Consider the following 22979-nt stretch of genomic DNA (forward strand, 5'->3'; position numbering starts at 1 on the left):
ACCCCCGGGTGGCGCCACCGTCCTGCGCCGCGCCCGGCCGGCGTCGACACGGGGTCGGGCGGCCGGAGCGGCCGTCCATTCTCCACCATTCCGGGAGGGACGTGTGACGGCCGACCGGGTGGCGGTCGCCGGTGTCCCTGCCAGCGCGAAGATCCTCCGGCCGGTCGGGAAGAGGCGCGGCACCCGCAGTGTTGTCACCCTCAGGACGCCGCCCGAGAGGCGGCGCGCGGACTGACCCCCAGGGAGGACCCCATGCTGGACCCGAGCGAGATCTACGCCGTCGACCCGGCGGTCGCCGCCGAGGTCGAGGCGCGGACCGCGGGCGGCAGCGGGCCGGTGCTCGTGCACGCCGTGCGCGGCTTCGTGGACGCCGGCGGCGCCGGGCGGCTGTCGGCCGAGCACCTGACCGAGCAGCTCCCGACCGAGCGGCTGGCGACCTTCGACGTCGACCAGCTCCTCGACTACCGCTCCCGCCGCCCCACCGCCACCTTCGAGGGCGACCACTGGGGCGAGTACGACGAGCCCGAGCTCGCCGTCGACCTGGTGAAGGACACCTCCGGGGTGCCGTTCCTGCTGCTGCACGGCGTCGAGCCGGACGTGCAGTGGGAGCGGTTCGCCGCCGCGGTGCGCCAGATCGTCGAGCGGTTCGACGTGCCGCTGACCGTCGGCCTGCACGGCATCCCGATGGGCATCCCGCACACCCGGCCGCTGTCCGTCACGGCGCACGCCAACCGGCCCGAGCTGGTCGCGGACTACACGTCGTGGTTCGGCACGGTCCAGGTCCCCGCCTCCGCGGGCACGCTCCTGGAGATCCGGCTCGGCCAGTCCGGGCACGACGCCATGGGCTTCGCCGTGCACGTCCCCCACTACCTCGCGCAGTCCCCGTTCCCGCAGGCGTCGATCACCGGGCTGGAGCACGTGCAGCGCGCCGCCGGTCTCGAGCTCGACCTCGGGGCGCTGACCGAGGCCGCCTCCGAGACGATGCTGGAGGTGGAGCGCCAGGTGGAGGACCAGCCCGAGGTCCAGACCGTCGTGCACGCGCTGGAGCAGCAGTACGACTCGTTCGCACGGAACATCGGGCGGCCGAGCCTGCTCGCCGAGACCGCGGAGCTGCCGACCGCCGACGAGCTCGGCGCCGAGTTCGAGCGGTTCCTCGCCCAGCAGGGCGACGAGAAGGGGCCGGGCACCGGGTTCTGACCGGCGCCCGCCCACCGCGACGCGAGGGGCCCGGCGCCCGGGGACGACCCGGGCGCCGGGCCCCCGGCGCGTCCGGGCCGGGAGCGGGCACTCGTCGGGCCCGCCCCGCGGGACGGGCAGAATGGCTGCACGTGACCCCCGACCGCCGCGCCCTGCTCGTCTGGTCCGTCGCGGTCGGCGCGTACGTCGTCGCGATCATGAACCGGTCGTCCCTCGGCGTCGCGACGCTCGAGGTGACGGAGCTGTTCGGCGTCTCGTCGGCCCTGCTGGCGACGATGGCGGTCGCACAGCTCGTCGTCTACGCCCTGCTGCAGGTGCCCGTCGGCGTGCTCCTCGACCGGTACGGGCCGCGGCTCCTCGTCGCGTCCGGGGCGGCGGGGATGGCGCTCGGGCAGACGGTGCTCGCGCTCGCCCCGACGGCCGCCTGGGTGCTCGCCGGCCGGGTGCTCGTCGGCGCGGGCGACGCGCTGACCTTCGTCTCGGTGGTGCGCCTCGTGCCGGCGTGGTTCACCGCGCGGCGGGTCCCGGTCATGACGCAGCTCACCGGCAGCCTCGGCCAGCTCGGGCAGGTGCTGTCCGCGGTCCCCGTCGTCGCCCTGCTGCACGCCGAGGGCTGGCGGACCACCTTCCTGTCGGTCGCGGCCGTCGGGGTCGTCGCGACCGTCGCCGTGGTCGCGGTCGTGCGCGACGCGCCGGTCGAGCCGGAGGTCGCCGGCGCGCCGCGGGGGGCGGGGGCGCCCGGGGATCCGGGGGCGGCGGCGGTGGCGGACACCGAGGCGGGCGTCGCGGCGGGCCTCGCCGCCGGGGCCGCCCCCGCGCCGTGGTGGCGGGCGGGCCTGCTGCGCCGGCGGTGGCGTCCGGCGCGGGCGCGGGCCCCCCGCGAGCCGGGGGCGCTCCGCGCGGTGCTGCGGGACCCCGGGGCGCGGCTCGCGTTCTGGATGCACTTCTCCGGGCAGTTCAGCAACCACGTCGTCGTGCTGCTGTGGGGGTTCGCGTTCTTCGTCGAGGGCCAGGGACGGACCCCGGGCGAGGCCAGCGCGCTGCTGACGCTCAACGTCGTCGCCGCGGTCGTCGCGGGGCCGGTCATCGGGGTCGTCGTCGGCCGGCACCCGCGCGCCCGGATGCCGCTGGCCCTGGGCACGTCGGCGGCGATCGGGCTGGCCTGGCTGTCCGTCACCGTGCCGTCGACGCCCGTGCCGTACGCCGTGCTGTGCGTGTTCGTGGTCGTCGTGGCCGTCGGCGGCCCGACCTCGCTGGTCGCGTTCGACGTCGCGCGGTCCTGCACCCCGCCGCGGCGGCTCGGGACCGCGACCGGCTTCGTCAACACGGGCGGGTTCGTCGGCGCGCTGGCGACGATGCTCGTCGTCGGGGTCGTGCTGGACGCGGCCTCCGGCGGCGGTGCCGGGGGCGCACGAGACCTCGAGGCCTTCCGGGCCGCGTTCGCGTGGGTCGCCGTGCCGTGGGTGCTCGGCGTCGCGGCGATGCTGCTCGGCCGTCGGGGGGCCCGCCGGGCGCACCCGGGTCTCGCGGTCTGAACCCCTGCCGACCGGTCGGTCGGTGTGGTCGTGCTGTGATCGCGCCGTGACCGGATCGTTGTGATCGACGCGACATCGGGCCCGGGAGAACCGTGGCGCGGCGATGACCTGCGTGAGAGGATCGCGGTGTTGCAGTGACGTACTGACGCTTGACCGGCGCCGGTCGGGCCCCCTCCGTGGGACGCCCGCGCGGCACCTTCCAGCCATCCGGCTGGTCCACCCGGTGCAGGACGCGGGATAGGCATTGCGGCACGGCCCGGGGAGTTCCCGGCGCCGTCACCGGATGGACAGAAGGACAAGAACATGGCACAGGGTGCTGTCAAGTGGTTCAACGCCGAGAAGGGCTACGGCTTCATCGCCCAGGACGGCGGCGGCGCCGACGTCTTCGTGCACTACTCGGCCATCGACTCCCAGGGCTACCGCTCGCTCGACGAGGGCCAGCGCGTCGAGTTCGAGATCACCCAGGGCCCCAAGGGCCCGCAGGCGGAGAAGGTCCGCCCGCTCTGATCTGACGGTCGCCCCCCGCGGGGCGGATCGCACGACGAGGCCGCACCCCCTTCCGGGGTGCGGCCTCGTCCGCGTCCGGGCTGGTCCGGGCGCCGCCGGTCGGCCCGGGGCCGAGCCGGGTCGGCCCCGGGGGCGGTACCAGGTCGCCCCGGGCCCGGCGCGGTGTCAGGCCGGCGGGAGGCCGTCCGGGCCGGCCGCGGCGTCCGGCTCCAGCTCCGGTGCGGCGTCGCGCAGCGGGGCGGCCCTGCCGGCGAACGCCGTGAGCTCCTCGCCGACGAGCAGCCGCGCGGGCACCGGCAGCGACCGCAGGTCCCGTGCGAGCCCGGCGTCCGCCAGCAGGGCCGGGTCGTCCGTGCCCACCAGCACCAGGTTCCCGTACCGCCGGCCGCGCAGCACCGCCGGCTCCGCGACGACGCCGACGTGCCGGAACACGGCGCCGAGCGTCGCGGCCTCGGCGCGGGCCAGGGCGAGGGGCGGGCGGTCGGCGCAGTTCGCGAGGTAGACGCCGCCCGGTCGCAGCACGCGCGCGACGTCCCGGACGAACTCCTCCGTGGTCACGTGCGGGGGCGTGCGGTCGCCGGCGAACACGTCCCGCACGACCGCGTCCGCGCTCGCGTCCGGGAGCGTCCCGAGCTCCGCGCGCGCCTCGCCCGCCCGCAGGCGCAGCGCCGGCGACCGGGGGAGGTCGAACCAGTCGCGCACGAGGGCGACCAGCACCGGGTCCAGGTCGACGGCGACCTGCCGGGCGCCCGGGAACCGCGCGTGCCCCCACCTGGCCAGCGCGCAGCCGGCGGCGCCCAGGTGCACCGCGCGGAACGGGCCGTCCCCGGGTGGCAGGTGGTCGAGCACCGCCGCCATCTGCTGCATGTACTCGAAGTCGAGCCGTTCGGGGTCGGCCAGGTCGAGGTGCGAGCTCGGCACCCCGTTCACCAGCAGGGTCACGGCGTCCGGGTCGTCGGGGGAGCGCTGGACCTCCGCGGTGCCGGTGGCGATCGGGACCGGGCCGTCCGGCCAGGCCGGCGCCCCGCCCGCTCCGGTCCCGCGGCCGCGTGTCGGTGGTCGGTGGGACTCTGGAGCAGGTCGCCGGCCCCCGACGGCCTTGTCCGACCTGCTGGTTCGGCCGGACCGGCCACGGGGCGCCACCCGGCCACCGTACGGGTTGACGCGTTCGAACAGGTGTTCGATACTGGAGCAGTCGAGAGAAGGAGGTGCGCGATGCCGGTCAAGACCCTTCGTGCCCTGCGGAGTGCGGCCCCCGGGCTGTCGGGCCGCACGGCCGAGCTGCTGCAGCGTGCCGACGCGGAGCTCGTCGCGGCCCAGTTCTCCTCCGAGCCCTGGGAGCAGTTCACCCACGCGCACCTCGCCGCGCTCCGCGCCGGCGCCGCCGTGCTCGCCGAGCGGCAGCCGCTGTCCGCGCGCCGCGGCCCGCGCACCGTGTGGGAGCTGCTCGACCGGGTCGCCCCGGAGATGAGCCGGTGGTCCGGGTACTTCGCCGCCGGCGCCGGGCTGCGCGCGGCCGTGGACGCCGGGCGGTTCGACGCGGTGTCCGCCGAGCGCGCCGAGCAGGTGCTCTGCCACGCCGAGGACTTCCTGGACCTGGTCCGGGCCGAGCTGGAGAGCGCGGCGGCCGAGGTCGAGGCGGCGCGGGCGGGATGAGCCGCGGCCCGCGGTCGCAGGACGCGAAGCGCGACTGGGGCGCCGAGGAGGACGGCTGCTCGATCCTGCACGTCGACATGGACGCGTTCTTCGCCTCCGTGGAGCTCGCGCGTCGGCCGCACCTGCGCGGCAAGCCGGTGATCGTCGGCGGCTCCGAGCGGTCCGTGGTGCTCGCCGCGACGTACGAGGCGCGCGCGTTCGGCGTGCACTCGGCGATGCCGATGGCCGCGGCGCTGCGGATGTGCCCGCAGGCGATCGTCGTCCCGCCCGACCACGCCGCCTACCTGGAGGTGTCGCGCAGCGTCATGGAGGTGCTGCACGACGTCACGTCCCTGGTCGAGCAGGTGAGCGTGGACGAGGCCTTCCTCGACGTGAGCGGCGCCCGGCGCCGGCTCGGCAGCCCCACCCGGATCGCGGCGCTCATCCGGGAGCGCGTGCAGGCGCGGCACGGCATCACCTGCTCGGTCGGCATCGGCGCCACCAAGTTCGTCGCCAAGCTCGCCTCCGGTCACGCCAAGCCGGACGGGGTGCTGCTCGTGCCGCGGGCCGCCACGCTGGACTTCCTCCGGGTGCTGCCGGTCGGCGCGCTGTGGGGCGTCGGGGAGCGGACCGCCGCCGCGCTCGAGCGCTGGGGCATCCGCACCGTCGCCGAGCTCGCCGACAGCGACGTGTCCGTCGTGCAGCGCGCCGTCGGCAAGGTCGCCGGCGCGCACCTGCACGACCTCGCCTGGGGCCGGGACCCGCGACCCGTCACGCCGGGGCGCGAGGAGAAGAGCGTCGGCGCGGAGGAGACCTTCGCCGTCGACGTCCGGGACATGCGGGTGGTCGAGAGCAAGGCGCTCGAGCTCGCGGACCGGTGCGCCGGACGGCTCCGCGCGCAGCGCCTGGTGGCGCGCACCGTCGCGGTGAAGGTCCGCACCTCGGACTTCCGGACGCTCAGCCGGTCCCGGACCCTGCCGCAGCCGACCGACGTCGGTCGCGAGCTGTACCTGGTGGCCCGGGACCTGCTCGCCGCGGCGGACCTGGGCGGGCTCCCGGTCCGGCTCGTCGGGGTCCGGGCGGAGGGGCTGACGCCGGCGGCGGAGGTCGTCCGGCAGCCGACGCTCGACGAGGCCGCCGGGTCGAACCCGGACGCCCGGCGGGACGCCGAGCGGGCGATGGACCTCGTGCGGGCGCGGTTCGGGCGGGCCGCGATCGGTGCCGGGACCCCCGCCGTGGGGCGTTCCGCACGCGAGGTGTCGGCAGGGTCACCCGCTGCGGGCGAGCGCTCGACTACCAAGTTGTCCGACGGCCATCTATCCTGAGGTGAAGTAGTCCCGACGGCGGAGCACGGGGGTTGGAATGCCTCTCTCCGAGTACGAACAACGTGTACTGGAGCAGATGGAGCGTCAGCTCACGTCTGATGATCCCCGGCTCGCGAACACGCTGACATCGCGTGGCCGCAAGCCGGTCCTGCGGTACGTCCTGGGCGGCATCGGTGCCGTCGTGGGGCTGCTGCTGCTGGTGGTGGGTGCCGCGCAGTCGCAGGTGTGGCTGGGTGTGCTGGGCTTCGTCGTCATGTTCGCCTCCGTCGCGATCGCGTTCACGCGCCCGCGTCACGGCGGCGGACCGGTCGGCGTCGTGCGGCCCGACGGCAGCACCGCATCGCGCCCTGCGGCCCCCAAGGCCAAGAAGGGCTTCATGTCCCGCATGGAGGACCGCTGGGACAAGCGGCGCGACCAGGGTCGTTGACGACCCGGCTCACGCCCGCCTGACCCCGGCGGCACCGCCGCACCCGGGCCCGCCTCGCCGAGGCGGGCCCTCGTGCGCCTCCGGGGCGCCGTCGCCCGGGCTGACGACCCGCCGAGGACGCTCGTGAGCCCCGGGCGCCCGCACACCGGCGCGCCCGGGCCCGCCGAGGTAGGACCGTCGCGCCGAGGTAGGACCGTGGGAGGTCCTACTTCGGCGCGTGGCTCCTATCTCGACGCGTGTCGGGGCTTCCCAGGGCTCGGGGTGCCGCCGGCGGCGGGAGCGCCGATCTCGGGGCGGGGCGTCGATCTCGCCCTGGGGCGGCCCGGGCTCGGCGTCGCGGCGGTCAGGCCTCGGCGGGGAGCGGTGTGGCCGCGGGGCCGTCGCCGGGGGCGCGGGTGCTGACGTCCGTCAGCACGGCCGCCACCCAGCCCTGGAGCTCGGCCGGGTCGTGCGCCTCGGGGTCGGGTGCGTACCGCTCGCGCTCGAGCGCGCCCGCCAGCGCCAGCAGCGCGCGGTCGGCCTCGGGCCCGAGCGGCCGCCCGCGGCGCGCCACCACCTGCGCCCGCACTGCTGCGACGGCCTGCCGCGGCGTCCGGGAGTCGGCCCAGGTGATGCCGGCGCGCCGGAGCCGGTACCGGAGCCGGCGCCAGGCCACCTCGGGCGCGAGCCCGGGAGCGGGCCGTCGGCGGCGGCGCACCGCCAGCGCGGCGGCGACGCCCGCCGCCACGACGAGCAGCCCGACGACCGCGATCAGCGGCCCGCGGGTGCGCGGGTCCGCGACGACGCCGGGCAGCCCGCCCTGGTCCTGCGGCGCCGCGGTGGTGGCGGCGGCGCTCGGGCTGCTCGTGGCGCGCGGGGTGGCGGCGGTCGGCGCGGTGGTCGGGGCCGACGCGCTGAACGGGTTGCTCCACGCCGGCGGCGGGCCGGTCTGCACGGCCGGGGTCGGCTCGAACCGGACCCAGCCGGTGCCGGGGAAGTACAGCTCGGGCCAGGCGTGCGCGTCGGCGCCGGTGACCCGGTACGAGCGGTCGGTGCCGAGCTCGCCGGGCAGGAAGCCGACGCCGAGCCGGGCGGGGATGCCGAGCGTGCGCGCGAGCACCGTCATCGAGGTGGCGAACTGCACGCAGTAGCCGCGGCGGCTCTGCAGGAAGTCCCAGACGGCGTCGTCGCTGCCCCCGGGGTCGATCGAGGTGTCGTAGCGGAACTGGGTGCCGTCGCGGAAGTAGGTCTGGAGGGCCAGCGCCTGGTCGTACGCGGTCGGGGCGTCGGCGGTGAGCTCGGCGGCGAGGGCGCGCAGGTCGTCGGCGTGCTCGGTCTCGGGCACGTCGAGGTAGCCCTGCACCTCCTCCGGGACGTCGCCGGAGGCCGCGCGCAGCACGTCGGGGCTGAGGTCGGGCACCTCGACGACCATGTCGTAGCGCCCGCCCGCCTCGGTGCGGTCGCGGCTGACCACCTCGTCGCGGGCGGGGTCGTACGTCCACGGGCCGTCGATCTGCACGGTCCGCGGGAACGTGCTGACGGGCAGCCGCTGCTCGCGGAGGGCGCCGATGCTGACGTCGACGTCGGTCAGGGTGCCGCGGGAGGCGTCGGGGGCGGCCCCGATCAGGGACGGGTCGGAGGCGAGCAGACCGTCGGCGTCCCACTCGGTGAGGTCGGCGCCGGGCTCGCGCTGCCAGGACCGGCCGTCGAAGTCGCGGAGCGTGAACGAGCGCAGCGGCCCGATGAGGGAGGCGGTGGCGGCGGGCCCGTCGCCGTCGTCGCCCACCCGCTCGACGGTGTAGGTGAGCACGACCTGGGAGGACTGGTCGCGCAGGCTCTCCCGCAGGTCCAGGTCGTCGGCGAGCCGGACGGGCCCGACGGCCCCGGTGCCGACGTCGGGCAGGTCGACCCACGACCACACGGGGACCGCGGAGACGGCCGGGCCCGCCGCGAGCGTCACCGCGACGAGGCCCGCGGCGCCGGCCAGCACGACGCCGGCGCGCCGGCCGGAGCGGTCGCGGGACACCGGGGGCTGGGCGAGCGCGAGCAGGAGCAGGTAGCAGAACCCGGTCGCGGCGAGCGCCCAGGTGCTGCCCGGGAAGCCGAGCACCACGGCGGGCGTCCACACGGCGACGTACGCGATGCCGGTGAGCGCGGGCATGCCGCAGCCCACCGCGAGCAGGTCGGCGGCCAGGAACACCAGGACCGCCGCGGCCACGAGGATGAGCTCGACGGGCGGCCAGACGGCCATCGGCACGACCGAGGTCTCGATCAGCTGGGCCGCCTGCTGCACGAGCTGGCCCGCGTGCTGCACGGTGCCGGGCCCGACCAGCAGCGGGTTGCCGCCCGGCGGCGTGGCGTAGAAGGCGAGCAGGGCGTACGCGCCGACCACCAGCCCGACGAGCGAGGGCAGCCAGGTGGACCGGGTCAGGCTGCGGGTGCCGCCGACCACCAGCGCGGCGCCCGCGACGGCGAGGACCGCGCGCAGGACCCAGGTGCCCCCGGCGAGCAGGCCGGACATGGCGCCGAGGGCCGTGCAGGTGGCGACGGCGGTGAGGGCGGTGGCGGCGGGGGAGCGCCAGCCGCGGCGCAGGGCCGCCCCGCCGCTCACGCCGCGCCGCCCGTCAGACGCCACCAGGTCGCGGCGAGGTCGGCACCCGGCTCGGCCTGCACGACGCGCCACCCGGCGCGACGCAGCTGCCGCGCCGTGGCGGTGGCCCTCTCGTCGTCGTCCGCGCCGCGCACGAGCGCCCAGCCCGGGCGCGTCTGGCTGACCCCGGCGAGCGCGGCCCGCCCCGCGGGGCCCTGCGGGCCGAGCACGGCGACGACCAGCCCGGACCCGCCGTCGGCCTCGTCCAGGCCCCGGATCTCGGCGAGCAGCGCGGCCTCGGCGGTCGCGGCGTCCGGCTGCCCGGACAGGTCGACGGTCGCCTCGAGCAGCTGCTGGCGGCCGGGCGCCTCGAGCCGGCCGGCGCGCGGGTCGTCGTCGGCGGTCCCCGTCAGCAGGTGGGTCGGGTGGCCGGCGCCGTGGGTCGCGAGCGCGATCGAGGCGGCCAGCGAGATGCACCACTCGAGCGCGTCCCCGGGGGCCGGCTGGTCGAGCAGCACGGTGACCGGCCGCATCCCGGCGCGCTCGTCGGAGCGGACGACCAGCTCGCCGCGGCGGGCGCTGCTGGGCCAGTGCACGCGGCGCAGGTCGTCGCCGACGCGGTAGTCGCGCAGCGCGGCGTCGTCGGGGGCGGCGGAGCGGGCGCCGACGACGGACCGCTCCGGCTCGGCGACCAGCAGCTCGCGCGGCACCGGCAGGTCGACGACGGCCGGCCACACGGTGACCGTCTCCCGGGCGCCGAGGGTGGCGCGGACCCGGGCGACGCCGAACGGGTCGGTCCGGGTGACGACCAGGGGGCCGAGCGCCCAGCGGCCGCGGCGGGTCGCCTGCACGGGGTAGCGCAGGCGGACGGCGCGCGGCTCGCGGGCGACGGTCGCGCGCAGCGGCCGGCCGCCGGACAGCTCGACGGCGGCCTGCTCGCGGAGCTGCAGGTCGGTGAGCCGGGCTCGCGACGCGCCCCGGGCGAGGCCGACCTCGACCTGGACGTCGGCCGTCCGGCCCACGTGCACCGGGTCGGGCTGCACCGTGCGCCGGGTGCGCAGGCCCTGGCCGCGGCCCGGGTCGACGACGCCGACCGCGAGCATGCCGAGCACGACCAGCAGGACGGGCAGCGTGCCGATGGTCAGCAGGTCGGTGGACCCGAACGCGGTGCCGGTCGCGCCCACGGCCAGGCCGAGGACCACGAGGCCCACGCCGCGGCGGGTCGGGCGCAGGCGCATCAGCCCGCCGCGGTCCGGTCGCGCACCGCCGTGCGGGCCGGCGCGGGGACGGCCACGCGGGCGACGAGGTCGCCGATCACGTCCTGGCCGCTGCGGCCGGACAGCCGCGACTCGGCGCTGAGGATGACCCGGTGCGCCAGCACCGGCTCGGCGAGCTGCTGCACGTCGTCCGGGAGCACGTGGTCCCGGCCCTCGACGGCCGCGAGGCCCTTGGCGGCGCGCAGCAGCTGGATCGCGGCGCGCGGCGAGGCGCCCAGCCGCAGCGCGGGGTCGTCGCGGGTGCCGGCGACCAGGTCGACCACGTACTGCTTCACCGCGGTCGAGGCGTACAGGCGGCGCGTCGCCTCGATCAGCCGGGTGACCTGCGCGGCGTCGGTGACCGCGGTGACGTGCGCGAGCGGGTCGGACGTCTCCTGGGTGTCGAGCATCGCGAGCTCGGCCTCGGCGCTCGGGTACCCGACGGTGAGCCGCGCCATGAACCGGTCGCGCTGCGCCTCGGGCAGCGGGTAGGTGCCCTCCATCTCGACCGGGTTCTGCGTGGCGACCACGAGGAACGGCCGGGGGAGGGGGTAGGAGGTGCCGTCGACGGTGACCTGGGCCTCCTGCATGGACTCCAGGAGCGCCGACTGCGTCTTGGGCGAGGCGCGGTTGATCTCGTCGCCGATGACGATGTGCGAGAACACCGGGCCCGGCCGGAACTCGAACTCCTGGGTGGCGGCGCGGTAGATCGTGACGCCGGTCAGGTCGCTCGGCAGCAGGTCGGGCGTGAACTGCACGCGGCCGACCGTGCAGTCGATCGTGCGCGCGAGGGCCTTGGCCAGCGTCGTCTTCCCGACGCCGGGGACGTCCTCGAGCAGCAGGTGCCCCTCGGCGAGCAGCACGGCCACGGCGGTGCGGACCAGCTCGGGGCGGCCGGTGATCACGCGGGCGATGCTCGCGCGCATCCGGTCCGTCACGGTGATGAGCTCGTCCATCTCGGACGCGCCGGGCACGGCTACGGGCATGGGGACCCCCTCGGTCGACTGGGGGAAGCCTAAGCGGCGCCGGCCCCGGCGCGGGAGGTGAACGCGCACCCGTCCTCCCCACTTCCCCCCACCCGGCCCACCCCCGCGCCCTCCACGGCCCTCCCCGGCGGGGCCGCGACGGCGCGGCGCGGCATCGGCACAGGCGCTCTGACCTGCGCAGACGCCGGGGATCGCGGCCCCCGGCAGCCGCGGTCCGGTGCCGCGCCCACCGCCCGCCCCGCCGCGCCGCGCCCCGCCGGACGCCCGCAACCCTCCACAGCGCTCCACCGCTGCTGACCTGCGGCGACGCCTCAACTTCACCCGGGTGCCGCCGATTCGCTCGATGCAGGTGGAGCGAAGTGGAGTACCGTGGAGCCATCGGGTGCCGAGGGGTGCCCGATCGCGCGGTCCGGGGGAGGTGGACGACGTGGGGTTCGAGCAGGCGCTGGCCGGGCTCGGCTCCTCCGTGCCCTTCCTCGGGACGCACACCCCGAAGCTGGACGACAAGGGGCGCCTGATCCTCCCGGCGAAGTTCCGCCCCCAGCTCGCCCAGGGCCTGGTCATGACCCGGGGCCAGGACCGCTGCCTGTTCCTGCTGCCGCTCGACGAGTTCGCGCGGATGCACGACAAGCTGCGCCAGGCCCCCGTGACCAGCAAGCAGGCCCGCGACTACCTCCGCGTGTTCCTGTCGGGCGCCTCGGACGAGACGCCCGACAAGCAGGGGCGCATCTCGATCCCGCCGATGCTGCGCTCCTACGCGGGGCTCGACCGGGACGTCGCCGTGATCGGCGCCGGCACCCGGGTCGAGGTCTGGGACCTGCAGGCCTGGGAGACCTACCTGGCCGAGCAGGAGGCCGGGTACGCGGAGACGGCGGAGGAGGTCTTCCCCGGCGCCTTCTGACCCGCACCACCCCGCAGCACCACCCGGCACCACCCCGCACCACCCGGCACGACCCGCAGCACCACCGCCCGGCGAGACCTCCCCCCGGCAGCTCTGACGCACTTCCCCGGCGTCAGAGGGCCGGTGGGGGATCTGGTCGGACGGCGGAGGGGCCGCCCGACCACCCCCGTGCCCCAGCACCACCCCGCACCACCCGCCACGCCCGCACCGCCCGGAGGAAGGAGAGCCCCGTGCCCGACGCGCCCGACACCCCGCCCGAGCGCGACGCCGCCTCCCGCCACCTGCCGGTGCTGCTGCAGCGGTGCGTCGACCTGCTCGCCCCCGCGCTCGCCGAGCCCGGGTCGGTGCTGGTCGACGCCACGCTCGGCATGGGCGGCCACACCGAGGGCGTGCTCGCGGCGCTGCCGCACGTGCGGGTCGTCGGCATCGACCGGGACCCGCAGGCGCTGCGGCTGGCCTCGGCCCGGCTCGCGCCGTTCGGCGACCGGTTCACCCCGGTGCACGCCGTCTACGACGAGATCCCCGAGGTCGTCGAGCGCCTTGGCCTGCCCGGCGTGCAGGGCGTGCTGATGGACCTGGGCGTGTCCTCGCTGCAGCTGGACGAGGCCGAGCGCGGCTTCGCGTACTCCCAGGACGCGCCGCTGGACATGCGGATGGACCCGACCCGCGGCCGGACCGCGGCCGAGGTGCTGAACACCTACGACGAGGCCGACCTGGTCCGGGTGCTCCGCGAGTACGGCGAGGAGCGGTTCGCCGGCCGGATCGCCCGCCGGATCGTGCAGGCGCGCGAGAAGGCGCCGCTGGAGCGGACCTCCGAGCTGGTCGACCTGGTGCGCGCGGGCATCCCCGCGGCCGCGCGGCAGACCGGCGGGAACCCGGCCAAGCGCACGTTCCAGGCGCTGCGGATCGAGGTGAACGACGAGCTGGCGGTCCTGGCCCGCGCGGTCCCCGCCGCCGTCGAGTCGCTGGTCGTCGGGGGCCGGATCGTGGTCGAGGCGTACCAGTCGCTCGAGGACCGGCTCGTGAAGCGAGCGTTCGCGGCCGGTGCCGAGATCAGCGCGCCCCCCGGGCTGCCCGTGGTCCCGGACACGCACGCGCCGTACCTGCGGCTGCTCACCCGCGGCGCGGAGGAGGCGGACGCCGCCGAGCTCGCCCGCAACCCGCGCGCCCAGTCGGTGCGGCTGCGCGCGGCCGAGCGGCTGCGCCCCACCCCGGAGCACCTGCGCCCCGGCCGGGGTGACGCCGGCAGTACCGGCGGTCCGGGCGCCCGCCGCCCGGACCGCAGCCGCGCACCCCGCACCCCCCGCACCCCGAACGGACCGAGGAGAACCGCATGAGCGCCGAGCAGGCCGTCCGCGCACCGCGCGTCCGCCCCCGCCCGTCCGAGGCGCCGCGGTCCGCCCCCGAGCGGCCGCGGCTCCGACTGGTCCGACCGCCGGCGCAGGCGCGCACGCACGTGCCGTTCGTCGTGACCTGCATGGCCATCCTGGCCGGCGCCCTGCTCGCGGCGCTGCTGCTGAACACGCAGCTCGCGGCGGGCGCCTACGAGCAGCGCTCGATGGACGTCGAGCTGGCGCAGCTCGCGCGCGACGAGCAGTCGCTGTCGGCGGAGCTGGACACCAACAAGTCCCCGGCGAAGCTCGCGGAGAGCGCCGCGGCGCTCGGCATGGTGCCCGCCGGGTCGACCGGCTGGCTGCGGCTGTCGGACGGGACGGTCCAGGGCGACGTGGGGGCCGGGCAGTGAGCACGCCGACCCGCCGCACGTCGGTGCCGGCGCGCCCGGTGCGCGCGGCGACCCGGCGGCCGGCCGCCGGCGTCCCCACGCAGCGCGGTCCGCGCGGCCCGTGGGCCCCCCGCCCCGGCGGCCCGAGCGTCGCCGTGCTGGACCGCCGCCGCACGGTGCTGGTGGTCGTCGTGGCGCTGCTGCTCACCGTGTTCTCCGGGCGGCTGCTGTGGCTGCAGGGCGTGGGCGGCGACGCGATCGCGGCCGAGGCGCTCGAGAACCGCATGACCCGCGCGGAGCTCGTGGCGGCGCGCGGCACGATCACCGACAGCGAGGGCGAGGTGCTCGCCACCTCGGTCGACCGGTACGACATCGTGGTGAACCAGCACCTGGTCAAGACCTGGTCGACCACCGAGGACGGCACGACCTACTCGGGCGCCGCCGGCGCCGCGCAGCTGATGGCGCCCATCCTCGGGGTCAACGCGGCGGAGCTGGGCGCGAAGCTCGACGGCGACTCCGGCTACCGGTACGTCGCCAAGAACGTGCTGCCCGAGGTGTGGCAGGCGGTCCGCGAGCTGCGGATCAACGGCATCACCTCGGAGCAGGTGGCCGAGCGCGTCTACCCGAACGCCAACCTGGCGGGCAACCTGCTGGGCTGGGTCAACGCCGAGGGTCAGGGCGCCCAGGGCCTCGAGGCCACGCTGGACGACCAGCTCTCCGGCACGCCGGGGAAGACCGTCTACGAGCGCGGCGCGGGAGGCCAGCCGATCCCGGGCGGCTTCGAGGAGTCGACCCCGGCGACCGACGGCCGCAGCGTGCAGCTGACGATCAACGCCGACATCCAGTGGAAGTCGCAGCAGGCGATCGAGCAGCAGGTCGCCGCGACGGGGTCGGACTCCGGCACGATCGTGATGACCTCCGTGAAGACGGGCGAGGTCCTGGCGATGGCCGAGTCCCGCACGGTCGACCCCAACGACCCCGGCGCCGACGACTCGCTGTGGGGCGGGTCCAGCGCGGTCTCGGACGTCTTCGAGCCCGGGTCGACCGCCAAGATCATCACGATGGCCGCGGCGATCGAGACCGGCATCACGGACCCGCTCGAGCAGTACACGGTCCCGTACAACTACACGACGGCGAACGGCCAGACGTTCAAGGACTCGCACGAGCACGCCGGCATGCAGCTGACGACGACCGGCATCCTCGCCGAGTCCTCCAACACCGGGACCGTGATGATCGGCCAGGACCTGCCCGAGCAGGTGCGGCACGACTACCTGGCCAAGTTCGGCTTCGGCCAGAAGACGGGCATCGAGCTGCCGGCCGAGCAGGCGGGCCGGCTGTGGGACGCGGACAAGTGGGACGGCCGCACCAAGTACGCGGTCCTGTTCGGCCAGGGCCTGTCGGTGACCGCGCTCCAGGCCACCGACGTGTTCGCGACGATCGCCAACGGCGGCGTCCGCGTCACCCCGCACCTGGTCAAGGGCTGGACCGACCCCGACGGCACGTACACCCCGGTCGCCGCGGCCGAGACGACCCAGGTGGTGTCCCCGGAGACCGCCCAGACCGTGCTCACGATGATGGAGAGCGCCGTCGACGAGGGCACCGGGTCCTCGGCGGCGATCCCGGGCTACCGCGTGGCCGGCAAGACCGGCACCGCCCAGGCCTGGGCCGCCGACGGCACCCAGGGCATCACCGCGTCGTTCATCGGCGTCGCCCCGGCGGACGACCCGGCGATCGCCGTGAGCGTGGTCCTGCACAACCCGCGGACGTCCGAGTGGGGCGGCACCGTGGCCGCGCCGGTGTTCTCCGACGTGGCCGGCTACGCGCTCACCGAGCTCGGCATCGCCCCCAGCGGGACGCAGCCGCAGCTCTTCCCGACCACGTGGTGAGCGACGTGCGCGCCACCTGCACCGCCGCCCCCGCGGGCGGCCGCCCGACCGTCCCGGTCGCGGGGGCCCGTGGGCCGCGCGGTAGATTCTCCCTATGACGTCCCCGCAGGGCCGGCTGCGCCCGGAGCACCCCCACAGCCGCCGGGTCGCCGACCTCGCCGACGCGTTCGGGCTCGTCAGGACCGGTGCGCCGCTGCCGCCGGACCTCACGATCTCCGGGGTGACGGTCGCCAGCGGCGACGCCCTCCCGGGCGACCTCTTCGTCGCCGTCCCCGGTGCGCACACCCACGGCGCGACGCACACTTCCCAGGCCGTGGCGGCCGGCGCCGTGGCGGTCGTCACGGACCGGGCGGGTGCCGAGGTGCTGGCCGCGGCCGACGACGCGGCCGTGCGGGCGGTGCCGGTGCTGGTCACCGACGACCCCCGGGCGATCGCGGGCGTGCTCGCGGCCGAGCTGCACGACCACCCGGGCCGCCGCCTGACCACCGTCGGCGTGACCGGCACCAACGGCAAGACCACGACGATGTACTTCGTCGAGGCGGCGCTGCGCCGCGTGCACGAGCGCACGGTCGTCATGGGCACGGTCGAGCTGCGGATCGGCGACGAGGCCATCGAGAGCCCCCGGACCACCGTCGAGGCGCCGGTCGTCCAGTCGATCCTGGCGCGCGGCCTGGAGCGCGGCGCGACCGCCGTCGCGATGGAGGTGTCCTCGCACGCGCTGGCGCTCGGCCGGGTGAACGGCCTGGAGCTCAAGGTCGCCGGGTTCACCAACCTGCAGCGCGACCACCTGGACTTCCACGGCGACATGGAGGGCTACTTCCGCGCCAAGGCCCAGCTGTTCCGCCCGGGGCACGCGCGCCGCGCGGTCGTGGTCGTCGACGACGAGTGGGGCCGCCGGCTGGCGGACGAGGCGGAGATCCCCGTCGACACCGTCGCGACGCACGTCGGCGCCCCGGAGGGGGAGACCGCCGACTGGGCCGTGACCGAGGCCGACGTGGGCCTGGACGGCGTGGGCTCGACGTTCACGCTGCGCGGGCCGGACGGCGCCGTGCACCGCGCGGCCAGCCCGCTGCCGGGCCTGGTCAACGTGTCGAACGCCGCGCTGGCGGTCGTGCTCGCGCACCGCGCCGGCGTGCCGCTGGACGTCGCGATCGACGCGGTCGGGACCGCCTCGGGCGTGCCCGGCCGGATGGAGCGCGTGATCGAGCGCCGGGGCGGCGCGAGCCCCCGGCCGCTGTGCCTGGTCGACTACGCGCACACCCCGGACGCCCTGGTCCTGGCGCTGGAAGCCGTGCGGCCCATCACGCCGGGCCGGCTGATCATCGTCTTCGGGTCCGACGGCGACCGCGACCGCGGCAAGCGGCCCCTCATGGGCCGGATCGCCGCGCGCCTCGCGGACGTGCTGGTCGTCACCGACGAGAACCCGCGCTCGGAGGACCCCGCGTCCATCCGCGCCGCCATCCTGGACGGGGTGCGCGAGGAGCGCCCCGCGCTGGCCGACGTGCACGAGGCCGTCAGCCGGACCCAGGCCATCCACGACGCCCTCGACCTCGCGACGGAGCTGGACACCATCATCATCACGGGCAAGGGCCACGAGCCGACCCAGGAGATCGCCGGGGTCTTCCACCGGTACAACGACCGCGACGTGCTGCGCGCGGCGGACGCCGCCCTCGCGGCGCGCGAGGCGCAGGAGCAGACCGCGTGATCGCGATGACGGCGGCGGAGGTGGCGGCCGCGACGGGCGGGCGGCTGTCCCCGGAGGGCCTCGACCCCGCCACGGTGGTGACCGGGCCGGTGGTGGTCGACTCGCGGCAGGTCCAGCCCGGTTCCCTGTTCGTGGCGCTGCCCGGCGAGCACGCCGACGGCCACGACTTCGCGGCCGCCGCGGTGCGCGCGGGCGCCACCCTGGTGCTCGGCTCGCGGCCGGTCACGCAGGACGGCCCGGACGACGGCGGCCCGACGGCGCTGCCCGTGGTCGTGGTGGACGACGTGGAGAAGGCGCTCGGCGACCTGGCCCGCGTCGTGCTGGAGCGGCTGCGCGAGGCCGCCGTCGAGCCGGGCGGCACGGACCTGCGCGTCATCGGCGTGACCGGCTCGGTCGGCAAGACGACCACCAAGGACCTGCTGGCGCAGCTGTGCGCCGCCGCGGGCCCGACGGTCGCACCCGAGAAGTCGTTCAACAACGAGATCGGCCTGCCGCTCACGGTGCTGCGCGCCGACGAGCAGACCCGGTTCCTGGTGCTGGAGATGGGCGCGTCGGGCATCGGGCACCTCACCTACCTCACGGACATCGCCCCGCCGGACGTGGCGGTCGTGCTGGTCGTGGGCCACGCGCACCTCGAGGGCTTCGGCGGGATCGAGGCCGTGGCGCGCGCCAAGGCCGAGCTGGTCGCGGGCCTCGCCCCGGGTGGCACAGCCGTCCTGAACGCCGACGACCCGCGCGTGCTCGCCATGGCCGCGCAGGCGCCGGGCGCCGTCGCGACGTTCGGCACCACCGAGGGCGCCGACGTGCGGGCGACCGGTCTGCGGGTCGACCGCGCCGGCCGCGCCGGGTTCACGCTCGACGCCGGGCGGGTGCCGCCGGTCGAGGGGGACGACTCGCGCGAGACCGCCGAGGTCACGCTGCGCCTGGTCGGCGAGCACCACGTGCACAACGCGCTGGCCGCGGCCGCCGCCGGGCTCGCCGTGGGGCTGCCGCTGGCCGACGTCGCGGCGGGCCTGTCCGCCGCCGACGCGATCAGCCCGCACCGGATGCACGTCGTGGAGCGTCCCGACGGCATCACCGTCATCGACGACTCCTACAACGCCAACCCCGACTCGATGCGGGCCGCGCTGCGCGCGCTCGCCGTGCTGTCCGGGCGCGAGCGCCGGTCCGTGGCCGTGCTCGGCGAGATGATGGAGCTCGGCGAGGACGCCCGCCGCGAGCACGAGGCGATCGGCCTGCAGGTGGTCCGGCTGAACGTCGGCCTGACCGTCGTGGTCGGGTCCGGCGCGCTGGGCATCTTCGCGGGTGCGCAGCGCGAGGGCTCCTGGGGCGACGAGGTGGTCATGGTCGACGACGTCGACGCGGCCACCGCGTTCCTCGAGCGCGAGCTGCGCGCGGGCGACGTGGTGCTGCTCAAGGCGTCGAACGGCGCGGGCCTGTGGCGGCTCGGCGACCTGCTGACGGACACGGGGGTGCGGGCGTGATCTCCGTCCTCGTCGCCGGCGGCGTCGCGATGGTCGTCGCGCTCCTCGCCACCCCGCTGTTCATCAACTTCCTGGTCACCAAGCAGTACGGCCAGTTCATCCGCCAGGACGGCCCGACCGCGCACTACACCAAGCGTGGCACGCCGACGATGGGCGGCGTCGTCATCATCGGGGCCACGCTGATCGGCTTCGGGGTCGCGGCGCTGGTCACCGGGAACCTGCCGAGCGCGTCCGCGCTGCTCGTGCTGTTCCTCATGACCGGCCTGGGCGTCGTGGGGTTCCTCGACGACTACATCAAGATCTCCCGGCAGCGCAGCCTCGGGTTGTCCGCCCGGTGGAAGATCGTCGGCCAGGGCTTCGTCGGCATCACGTTCGCGGTGCTGGCGCTGCAGTTCCCCGACGCGACCCTGCGCACCCCGGCGTCGACCAGCATCTCGTTCATCCGGGACACCGGCCTGGACCTCGCGTTCGCCGGGGCCACGATCGGCGCGATCCTGTTCGTGATCTGGGCGAACTTCCTCATCACCGCCTGGTCGAACGCGGTGAACCTCACCGACGGCCTGGACGGTCTGGCGACCGGGTCCTCGCTGATCGTGTTCGGCGCGTACGTCATCGTGTGCGTCTGGCAGTTCAACCAGCGCTGCGGGCTCATCACGAGCGCCAAGTGCTACGCCACCCGCGACCCGCTGGACATGGCGGTGGTCGCCGCGGCGGTCACCGGGGCGTGCTTCGGCTTCCTGTGGTGGAACGCCAGCCCGGCCAAGATCTTCATGGGCGACACGGGCTCGCTGGCGCTCGGCGGCGCGCTCGCCGGCATGTCGATCGTGACCCGCACCGAGGTGCTCGCGGCGATCATCGGCGGCCTGTTCGTCATCATCGTGCTGTCGGACGTCATCCAGATCGGCTTCTTCAAGCTGACCGGCAGGCGGGTGTTCAAGATGGCCCCGCTGCACCACCACTTCGAGCTGTCCGGGTGGGGCGAGGTCACGATCGTGATCCGGTTCTGGCTGATCGCCGGGCTGTTCGTGTCGCTCGGCATCGGGATCTTCTACGCGGAGTGGGTGACGGGCTGACCGTGGCTGCCGACCTGACAGGGGCCGAGGGTCTGGGCCGGGCGCGGGTCGTCGTCGCGGGGCTCGGGCTGTCCGGGCGGGCCGCGCGCGACGTGCTGGCCGGTCTCGGGGCGCGCGTGACGACCGTCGACGACCGGGCCGAGGACGCCGACGCCCGCGACGTGGCGGCCTTCCTCGCCGCCGGCGGCCTCGACGGCGTGGACGTCGTCGTGGCCTCGCCCGGCTGGCCGCCCGCGCACCCGCTGCTCGCCGCCGCCCGCGCGGCGGGGGTGCCGGTGTGGAGCGAGGTCGAGCTGGCCTGGCGGCTGCGCGTCGACCGGGACTCCGGGGACGGCCCGGCGCCCTGGCTCGCCGTGACGGGGACCAACGGCAAGACCACGACGGTGGAGATGCTGGCCTCGGTGCTCCGCGCGGCCGGCCGGCGCACCGCCGCGGTCGGCAACGTCGGCACGCCCGTGGTGCTGGCCGCCACCGACCCCTCGCTCGACGTGCTCGCGGTCGAGCTGTCGTCGTTCCAGCTGCACCACACCGAGTCGATGGCCGCGCAGGCGGCGGTCGTGCTGAACGTCGCCGCCGACCACCTGGACTGGCACGGCTCCCTGGACGCGTACGCGGCCGACAAGGGCCGCATCTACAGCGGGGTCGAGATCGCCTGCGTCTACAACGCCGCCGACCGGACGACCGAGGACCTGGTCCGCGAGGCCGAGGTGGCCGACGGGGCGGTCGCCGTCGGGTTCACCCTCGGCTCGCCCGGGGTCGGGCAGGTCGGGCTGGTCGACCGGATGCTCGTCGACCGGGGCTTCGCCGCGCTGCGCCACACGCACGCCGCCGAGCTCGCGACCTTCGACGACCTGGCCCACCTCGCCGGCCCGGACGGCCTCGCGCCGCACGTGGTGCAGGACGCGCTCGCCGCCGCCGCGCTCGCGCTCGCGCACGGCGTGCCGCCCGAGGCCGTGGGGGCGGGCCTGCGCGCCTACGCGCCGGGCGCGCACCGGATCGCCACCGTCGCCGAGGTCGACGGGGTGCGGTACGTCGACGACTCCAAGGCCACCAACGCGCACGCCGCCGCCGCCTCGCTCGCCTCGTTCGCCGCGGGCAGCGTCGTGTGGATCGCCGGCGGGCTGGCCAAGGGCGCCACGTTCGACGACCTGGTCGCCCGGCGCGCGGACCGGCTGCACGCCGTCGTGCTCATCGGGGAGGACCCCGCGCCGCTGGCCGACGCGCTCGCCCGACACGCGCCGCAGGTCCCCGTCGTCCGCGTCGATCCCGGTGACACTGGGACCGTGATGTCCCGCGCCGTGACCGAGGCCCGCCGCCTGGCGGCCGCCCGCGGCGCGGCCGGCACCACGGTCCTGCTCGCACCCGCGTCCGCCTCGATGGACCAGTTCGCCTCGTACGCCGCGCGCGGCGAGGCGTTCGCCGCCGAGGTGCGCGCCCTGCACCCGAGGGGGTGACCCCGGCGCCGATGGCCCAGACGACCGACGCCCCGGCACCCCGCGCGGCCGCGCCCCGGCCCTCGCGGCTCGGGCAGTGGAACAGCGCCGTGACGAGCTACTACCTGCTCGTCGGCGCCACCATGGTGCTGCTCGTCCTCGGGCTGGTCATGGTGCTGTCGTCGTCGTCGGTGGACTCGCTCGCCTCGGAGAAGTCGCCGTACACGGTGTTCGTCGGGCAGGCGCAGTACGCCCTGATCGGCCTGCCGCTGATGTGGGTGGCGTCGCGGATCAGGCCCGCCACCTACAAGCGGCTCGCGTGGCCCCTGCTCGGCCTGGGGATGGTCGCCCAGCTGCTGGTGTTCTCCCCGCTGGGCCGGAGCAAGGGCGGCAACCAGGGGTGGATCTACCTGCCCGGGTTCTCCGCGCAGCCGTCCGAGGCGCTCAAGCTCGCGCTGGTCGTCTGGCTCGGGATGATCCTGGTCCGCAAGCAGCCGATGTTCGACGACTGGAAGCACGCCGCGATCCCGGCGGTCCCGATCGCCGGCGGCGCGATCGGCCTGGTGCTGCTCGGGCACGACCTCGGGACGGCGATGATCATGATCGTCCTGGTGGCCGGCGCCCTGTTCGTCGCCGGGGTGCCGATGCGGATCTTCGCCGGCGCGGGCGTGCTCGCGGCCGTGGTGGTGGCCGCCCTGGCGATCGGCAGCGCGAACCGGGTCGACCGGATCCTCAACTTCTTCAGCGGCACGTGCGACGTCACCGCGGGCTGCTACCAGACGAAGCACGGCCTGCAGGCCCTGGCCACGGGCGGCTGGTTCGGCCTCGGCCTCGGGCAGAGCCGCGAGAAGTGGTCCTACCTGCCCGAGGCGCACAACGACTTCATCTTCGCGATCATCGGCGAGGAGCTCGGCCTGATCGGCACGCTGCTGGTGCTCGCGCTGTTCGGCGTGCTGGCGTTCGCGATGATCCGGGTGATCGCCCGGCACCGCGACCCGTTCGCCCAGATCGTCACCGGCGGCGTCGCGGCGTGGATCATCGGCCAGGCGCTGGTGAACATGGGCGTGGTCGTCGGCCTGCTGCCCGTCATCGGCGTGCCGCTGCCGCTGGTGTCGGCGGGCGGCTCGGCGCTGATCACCACGCTGGTCGCGCTCGGCGTCGTCATCTCGTTCGCGCGCACCGAACCCGGCGCCGCGGAGGCGCTCGCCGCGCGGCCGAGCGTGGTCCGCAGGTCCCTCGCCGTGATCGGCCGGACCCGTGCCTGACCCCCGCCGCCGCGCCGCCGCGACCCGGCGCCGCGCGCACCCCACCCCGATCTGAGCGGCCACCCGCCGCGC

The 22979-nt window shown here is 76.1% G+C and carries 19 protein-coding genes; 15 read left to right on the plus strand and 4 right to left on the minus strand.

The genetic code is table 11. The features are described from left to right. The first annotated feature begins 252 nt into the window (after window positions 1-252). The 3 genes from FS882_RS11395 to FS882_RS11405 all read left to right on the plus strand — a co-directional run bounded on the left by FS882_RS11395 (window position 253) and on the right by FS882_RS11405 (window position 3239). A complete protein-coding gene (locus FS882_RS11395; RefSeq protein ID WP_158373172.1) occupies window positions 253-1197 on the plus strand; it encodes a proteasome assembly chaperone family protein in 945 nt (314 codons plus the stop codon). 131 nt (window positions 1198-1328) lie between these two features. Continuing rightward, entirely contained in the window at window positions 1329-2732 is a 1404-nt protein-coding gene (locus tag FS882_RS11400; RefSeq protein WP_158373173.1) for an MFS transporter, read from the plus strand. Between the two features lie 303 nt (window positions 2733-3035). Continuing rightward, window positions 3036-3239, plus strand: coding sequence for a cold-shock protein (locus FS882_RS11405; RefSeq protein ID WP_146952335.1), 204 nt, complete (start codon window positions 3036-3038; stop codon window positions 3237-3239). Between the two features lie 165 nt (window positions 3240-3404). Here FS882_RS11405 and FS882_RS11410 read toward each other — a convergent pair whose 3' ends face one another. Continuing rightward, window positions 3405-4181, minus strand: a complete 777-nt coding sequence (locus FS882_RS11410; protein WP_262348232.1) for a spermidine synthase — start codon at window positions 4179-4181, stop codon at window positions 3405-3407. Window positions 4182-4454: 273 nt separating this feature from the next. On the opposite strand from FS882_RS11410, the gene FS882_RS11415 reads away from it, so the two are divergent. From FS882_RS11415 to FS882_RS11425, 3 genes are read left to right on the plus strand one after another with little or no spacing between them, the layout of a single operon-like run. After that, window positions 4455-4895, plus strand: a complete 441-nt coding sequence (locus tag FS882_RS11415; protein ID WP_158373175.1) for an SAV_6107 family HEPN domain-containing protein — start codon at window positions 4455-4457, stop codon at window positions 4893-4895. Further along, entirely contained in the window at window positions 4892-6199 is a 1308-nt protein-coding gene (dinB, locus tag FS882_RS11420; RefSeq protein ID WP_158373176.1) for a DNA polymerase IV, read from the plus strand. The genes FS882_RS11415 and dinB overlap by 4 nt, the downstream gene beginning before the upstream one ends. A gap of 37 nt (window positions 6200-6236) precedes the next feature. Next, on the plus strand, window positions 6237-6626 hold the full coding sequence (locus FS882_RS11425; protein ID WP_158373177.1) for a DUF3040 domain-containing protein: 390 nt from the start codon (window positions 6237-6239) through the stop codon (window positions 6624-6626). 343 nt (window positions 6627-6969) lie between these two features. Here the strand turns inward: FS882_RS11425 and FS882_RS11430 are convergent, their stop codons facing one another. The 3 genes from FS882_RS11430 to FS882_RS11440 are packed head-to-tail and all read right to left on the minus strand — an operon-like array spanning window position 6970 to window position 11437. Further along, the gene (locus FS882_RS11430; protein WP_158373178.1) at window positions 6970-9216 is read right to left on the minus strand and encodes a transglutaminaseTgpA domain-containing protein; all 2247 of its coding nucleotides are present in this window, start codon (window positions 9214-9216) and stop codon (window positions 6970-6972) included. After that, window positions 9213-10433 (minus strand): DUF58 domain-containing protein, encoded by a 1221-nt coding sequence (locus FS882_RS11435; RefSeq protein WP_158373179.1) that lies wholly within the window; start codon window positions 10431-10433, stop codon window positions 9213-9215. Before FS882_RS11435 ends, FS882_RS11430 begins: the two co-directional genes overlap by 4 nt. Beyond that, the gene (locus tag FS882_RS11440) at window positions 10433-11437 is read right to left on the minus strand and encodes an AAA family ATPase (protein ID WP_158373180.1); all 1005 of its coding nucleotides are present in this window, start codon (window positions 11435-11437) and stop codon (window positions 10433-10435) included. Before FS882_RS11440 ends, FS882_RS11435 begins: the two co-directional genes overlap by 1 nt. A 466-nt stretch (window positions 11438-11903) precedes the next feature. On the opposite strand from FS882_RS11440, the gene mraZ reads away from it, so the two are divergent. The 9 genes from mraZ (at window position 11904) to ftsW (ending at window position 22907) form a co-directional block, all read left to right on the plus strand. Further along, window positions 11904-12338, plus strand: a complete 435-nt coding sequence (gene mraZ / locus FS882_RS11445) for a division/cell wall cluster transcriptional repressor MraZ (RefSeq protein ID WP_262348249.1) — start codon at window positions 11904-11906, stop codon at window positions 12336-12338. 230 nt (window positions 12339-12568) lie between these two features. Next, window positions 12569-13675 carry a 16S rRNA (cytosine(1402)-N(4))-methyltransferase RsmH gene (rsmH, locus tag FS882_RS11450; protein ID WP_158373182.1) on the plus strand — a complete coding sequence of 369 codons (1107 nt, stop codon included), beginning with the start codon at window positions 12569-12571 and terminating at the stop codon, window positions 13673-13675. After that, complete coding sequence (locus FS882_RS11455; RefSeq protein WP_158373183.1) at window positions 13672-14082, plus strand: hypothetical protein; 411 nt, start codon at window positions 13672-13674, stop codon at window positions 14080-14082. Before rsmH ends, FS882_RS11455 begins: the two co-directional genes overlap by 4 nt. Next, window positions 14079-15947, plus strand: a complete 1869-nt coding sequence (locus tag FS882_RS11460; protein ID WP_262348233.1) for a peptidoglycan D,D-transpeptidase FtsI family protein — start codon at window positions 14079-14081, stop codon at window positions 15945-15947. Before FS882_RS11455 ends, FS882_RS11460 begins: the two co-directional genes overlap by 4 nt. A 94-nt stretch (window positions 15948-16041) precedes the next feature. Then, the gene (locus tag FS882_RS11465) at window positions 16042-17652 is read left to right on the plus strand and encodes a UDP-N-acetylmuramoyl-L-alanyl-D-glutamate--2,6-diaminopimelate ligase (protein ID WP_158373184.1); all 1611 of its coding nucleotides are present in this window, start codon (window positions 16042-16044) and stop codon (window positions 17650-17652) included. Next, window positions 17649-19136, plus strand: coding sequence for a UDP-N-acetylmuramoyl-tripeptide--D-alanyl-D-alanine ligase (gene murF / locus FS882_RS11470; RefSeq protein WP_158373185.1), 1488 nt, complete (start codon window positions 17649-17651; stop codon window positions 19134-19136). Before FS882_RS11465 ends, murF begins: the two co-directional genes overlap by 4 nt. Further along, the gene (gene mraY / locus FS882_RS11475) at window positions 19133-20209 is read left to right on the plus strand and encodes a phospho-N-acetylmuramoyl-pentapeptide-transferase (protein WP_158373186.1); all 1077 of its coding nucleotides are present in this window, start codon (window positions 19133-19135) and stop codon (window positions 20207-20209) included. The genes murF and mraY overlap by 4 nt, the downstream gene beginning before the upstream one ends. Window positions 20210-20211: 2 nt before the next feature. Continuing rightward, entirely contained in the window at window positions 20212-21663 is a 1452-nt protein-coding gene (gene murD, locus FS882_RS11480; RefSeq protein ID WP_262348234.1) for a UDP-N-acetylmuramoyl-L-alanine--D-glutamate ligase, read from the plus strand. 11 nt (window positions 21664-21674) lie between these two features. Continuing rightward, on the plus strand, window positions 21675-22907 hold the full coding sequence (ftsW, locus tag FS882_RS11485) for a putative lipid II flippase FtsW (RefSeq protein ID WP_158373187.1): 1233 nt from the start codon (window positions 21675-21677) through the stop codon (window positions 22905-22907). Window positions 22908-22979: the final 72 nt, after the last annotated feature.

This window comes from Cellulosimicrobium cellulans, assembly GCF_007679345.1.
Lineage (GTDB): Bacteria > Actinomycetota > Actinomycetes > Actinomycetales > Cellulomonadaceae > Cellulomonas > Cellulomonas cellulans_A.